Source organism: Mesorhizobium sp. M7A.F.Ca.US.006.04.2.1, assembly GCF_004022915.1.
GTDB lineage: Bacteria > Pseudomonadota > Alphaproteobacteria > Rhizobiales > Rhizobiaceae > Mesorhizobium > Mesorhizobium ciceri.
Genome location: NZ_RZQA01000537.1, coordinates 1 through 4454, shown reverse-complemented (window position 1 = coordinate 4454; position 4454 = coordinate 1). Strand labels below are relative to the sequence as shown.

Genomic DNA, 4454 nt, shown 5'->3' with positions numbered 1-4454 from the left:
CCTGACTTTCGTGCCGATCAACTTCATCCACCCGGTGCGGGTGGTGCGGCTGCGGCGCATCAACCTTGGGATGACCCTGTTGTGGTGCGCTTTCGGCGCGCTTGCCCTGGCCCAAGCGGCGCTCGCCGCCTTCTACGATCAGATCGGCGTGCTGGGCGAGCAGGTCAGCACCTTCACCAAGATCGGCATCACCATCACCGGGCTTTATCTTGCCTGCATCGGTGGCATCATGCAGTTCTTTCCCAATCTCGGTGGCAAAAAGGCCTGATCGGCCACTCCCACAGGGAGCCTGGCCCCACAAGCCTAGCCCACAGGAAGCCTAGCAATGTCCAAAGCGATCCGCATTCATGCCAATGGCGGCCCGGAAGTTCTGACCTATGAGGACACTGATCCCGGCCAGCCGGGATCCGGGCAGATCCTGGTCCGGCACACCGCGATCGGCCTCAATTTCATCGATGTCTACCATCGCTCCGGTCTCTATCCGCCACCCGGCGGCTTCCCGCTCGTGCCAGGCAGCGAAGCCGCCGGCGTGGTGCTGGAGGTCGGCCATGGCGTCGACTGGCTGAATCCGGGCGATCGCATCGCCTATGCCGTGACGACGGGGGCTTACGCGCAAGAACGCGTCATCGATGCCAGCCGCGTGGTCAAGGTTCCGGATGGCATCAGCGACGAACAGGCCGCAGCGATGATGCTGAAGGGCATGACCGCGGAATATCTGCTGCGGCGGACGTTCAAGGTGAAGGCCGGCGACACGATCCTGTTCCATGCCGCTGCAGGCGGCGTCGGCCTGATCCTCGGCCAATGGGCAAAACATCTCGGCGCCACCGTCATCGGCACCGCCAGCTCGTCCGACAAGATCGAGCTCGCCAGGGCGCATGGTTTCGATCACGTCATCAACTACAAGGAACAAGATTTCGTCGCCGGCGTCGCCGCCATCACCGGCGGCAAAAAATGCGATGTCGTCTACGATTCGGTCGGCAACGACACGTTTCCGGCTTCGCTCGACTGCCTGCGGCCGCTCGGCATGTTCGTCAGCTTTGGCCAGTCCTCGGGACCTATACCGCCGTTCAGCATGTCGTTGCTGGCACAGAAGGGCTCGTTGTTCGCAACAAGGCCGACACTGTTCGTCTACAACGCAAAACGCGAGGACCTCGACGCTTCTGCTGCCGCCCTGTTCGAGGTCGTGCTCAGCGGCGCGGTCGAGATCCAGATCAACCAGCGCTACGCGCTGAAGGACGCCGGCAAGGCGCATTCCGACCTCGAGGGCCGCAGGACCACAGGGACGACCATTCTCATCCCTTAGTTCGTTCTGCCTTGCTATCCCTTGAATTTCCGCTGAAATTCTTGAAGCTCTTTCAAGACGTGTGCCGCTTTCCGATGAGAGCCGGCCGCGCCTACCATGCCTGCGGGAACACAGAACATGTCTGGCTAACCAGATGGGAGGCACTGTGAGTGCAAATCAGGACGGCACGAACCTGCTTGAGGTGCGTGGCCTCACCAAGATATTCGGCACGCTGACGGCGTGCGATCATATCGATCTCGACATCGCCAGGGGTGAGATCCACGCCTTGCTCGGCGAAAACGGCGCCGGCAAGTCGACGCTGGTCAAGATGCTGTTCGGCTCGCTGGAGCCCAATGCCGGCGAGATCTTCTGGAACGGTCAGGCCGTCAGGATTTCCAGCCCGGGCGTCGCGAAAAAGCTCGGCATCGGCATGGTGTTCCAGCATTTTTCGCTGTTCGAGGCGCTGACCGCGGCCGAAAACATCGCGCTGTCGCTGGATGACGGCTCACCGATCAGCAGCATCGCTGCGAAGGCGAGGGCGCTTTCCTTCAGTTATGGCCTGCCGCTCGACCCTGAATCGCTGGTCGGCGACCTGTCGGTGGGCGAGCGCCAGCGCATCGAAATCATCCGCTGCCTGCTGCAGACGCCGCAGCTCATCATCCTGGACGAACCGACCTCGGTGTTGACGCCGCAGGAAGCCGACAAGCTGTTCGAGACGCTGGAGCGCCTGCGCTCGGAAGGCAAATCCATCCTCTACATCTCGCACCGGCTCGAAGAGGTCAAACGCATCTGCGACCGCGCCACCGTGCTGCGCCACGGCAAGGTGGTCGGCCATTGCAATCCGCGTGAGGAAACAGCCTCTTCGCTGGCGCGAATGATGGTCGGCAACGAGGTGCAGGCCGTGGTGCGCGCGCCGGTCGAGGGCATCGACAAGGCGCAGCCGCTGCTCGAAATCCGCAATCTCAGCCGCCAACCGGCAACGCCGTTCTCGATCCCGCTCAGGGGCATCAACCTGAACGTCCGCGCCGGGGAGGTGATCGGCATCGCCGGCGTCGCCGGCAATGGTCAGGGCGAGTTCTTCGAATCCGTTTCAGGCGAAGTGCTGCAGCAGGATGCCGCCTCGGTGCGCATTCGCGGCAAGGATTCGGGAAGCCTCACCATCACCGGACGGCGCCTGCTGGGCGCTGCTTTCGTGCCGGAGGAGCGCCTCGGCCACGGTGCCGCACCGCGCATGAAGCTTTCCGAAAACCTGCTGCTGTCGCGCCATGCCACCGACGGCAAGGCGTTCGTCGGTTCCGGCGGAATGGTCAAGAGCGCCGCCATCCAGGCCGCGTCCCAACGCATCATCGAGGCGATGGACGTGCGCAAGAGCGCGCCGGATCCGGAGGCCGCGGCTCTTTCGGGCGGCAATCTGCAGAAATTCATCGTCGGCCGCGAACTCGACCGCCGGCCAAGCGTCATGGTGGTGAACCAGCCGACCTGGGGCGTCGATGCGGGCGCTGCCGCCCACATCCGCCAGGCCTTGATCGAGTTGTCGCGCAGCGGATCGGCGGTGCTGGTGATCAGCCAGGATCTCGACGAGCTGTTCGAGATCTCGGATGCGATCGCCGTCATGCACAATGGCGAGTTGTCGAAGCCGATACCGATCGCCGAGGCGACCTTCGAGAAGGTCGGCTTGCTGATGGGTGGCGCCGAACCCGGTCACGCCGAACACACGTTGGAGACGGCATGATGCGCCTCGAACTCGTCAAACGCCCGCAGCGTTCCATGCTGTTTTCGGCCCTGTCGCCGTTCATCGCCTTCGCGCTGACCATCATTGCCGGGGCCGTCATGTTCGCGCTGCTCGGCGTCAATCCGCTGACTGCGTTCAACATCTATTTCATCGAGCCGATCAGCCAAGTCTGGCAGTTGCATGAGCTGGCGATCAAGGCCGCGCCGCTCATCCTGATCGCCGTCGGCCTGTCGGTTTGCTACAAGGCCAACATCTGGAACATCGGCGCCGAAGGCCAGTTCATCCTCGGCGGCATCGTTGGCTCGATGCTTCCAGTACTGTTTCCGCAGTTCGAAGGCCCGCTGGTGCTGCCGTTGATGCTGTTGCTCGGCATGGTCGGAGGTGCGGCCTATGCGGCGATCCCGGCTCTGCTCAAGACGCGCTTCGGCACCAACGAGATCCTGACCAGCCTGATGCTGGTCTATGTCGCGCAACTCTTCCTCGACTGGCTGGTGCGCGGACCGTGGCGCGATCCGCAGGGCCATGGCTTCCCGCAGACCATCCAGTTCAACGATTCGGCCGTGTTGCCGGAACTGATGCCGGATGCCGGACGGGCAAACTGGGGTTTTGTCTTCGCGCTGGTCGCCGCGGTGCTGGTCTGGATCCTGATGAGCCGCATGCTGAAAGGTTTCGAGGTGCGCGTGCTGGGCTCGAGCCCGCGGGCAGGACGCTTCGCCGGCTTCGGCCTCAACCGGATGGTGTTCTTTGCCTTCCTGCTGTCGGGCGCGCTGGCGGGACTTGCCGGTATCTCGGAGGTCTCGGGCGCCATCGGTCAGCTGCAGCCCGTCATTTCGCCGGGCTACGGCTTCACCGCCATCATCGTGGCGTTCCTCGGCCGTCTCAACCCGCTTGGCATCGTTGCCGCCGGACTGGTGCTGGCACTGACCTATCTCGGCGGCGAAGCAGTGCAGAGCGCGCTCGGCATCTCCGACAAGGTGGCGCGGGTGTTCCAGGGCATGCTTTTGTTCTTCGTGCTCGGCTGCGACACGCTCATCCATTACCGCATACGCCTGGTCGGCCTGGCGCTGACCAAACCGGAAGGCGTGGCCAAACTCGAAGCCGCACCGAAGCTGAAGGAAGCCCGTTGATGGACATCACCGTAAACATCCTTCTGACCATCGCCACCGCGGCAACGCCGCTGCTGATCGCGGCAATCGGTGAGCTGGTGGTCGAGCGCTCCGGCGTACTCAATCTCGGCGTCGAAGGCATGATGATCATGGGCGCCGTCGGCGGCTTCGGCGCAACCTATCTCACCGGATCGCCCTGGATCGGCCTTTTGGCGGCCATTGCCATGGGCGCGGTGTTCTCGCTGCTGTTTGCCGTCATGACGCTGTCGCTGGCCACCAATCAGGTGGCGACCGGCCTGTCGCTGACGCTGCTCGGCCTTGGCCTGTCCGGCAT

At 63.5% G+C, this 4454-nt stretch carries 3 protein-coding genes and 2 pseudogenes; all 5 read left to right on the top strand.

The window, feature by feature from the left end:
* Positions 1 to 268, top strand: a pseudogene (locus tag EN925_RS24600) (phosphatidylcholine/phosphatidylserine synthase); the annotation flags it as partial.
* A gap of 57 nt (positions 269 to 325) precedes the next feature.
* Positions 326 to 1303: a quinone oxidoreductase gene (locus EN925_RS24595; protein WP_127368238.1), complete on the top strand. Its 978-nt coding sequence runs from the start codon at positions 326 to 328 to the stop codon at positions 1301 to 1303.
* 133 nt (positions 1304 to 1436) lie between these two features.
* A complete protein-coding gene (locus EN925_RS24590) occupies positions 1437 to 3014 on the top strand; it encodes an ABC transporter ATP-binding protein (RefSeq protein WP_164753752.1) in 1578 nt (525 codons plus the stop codon).
* On the top strand, positions 3011 to 4141 hold the full coding sequence (locus tag EN925_RS24585) for an ABC transporter permease (protein WP_027161611.1): 1131 nt from the start codon (positions 3011 to 3013) through the stop codon (positions 4139 to 4141). The genes EN925_RS24590 and EN925_RS24585 overlap by 4 nt, the downstream gene beginning before the upstream one ends.
* Positions 4141 to 4454, top strand: a pseudogene (locus EN925_RS24580) (ABC transporter permease); the annotation flags it as partial. The gene EN925_RS24585 and the pseudogene EN925_RS24580, both read left to right, overlap by 1 nt.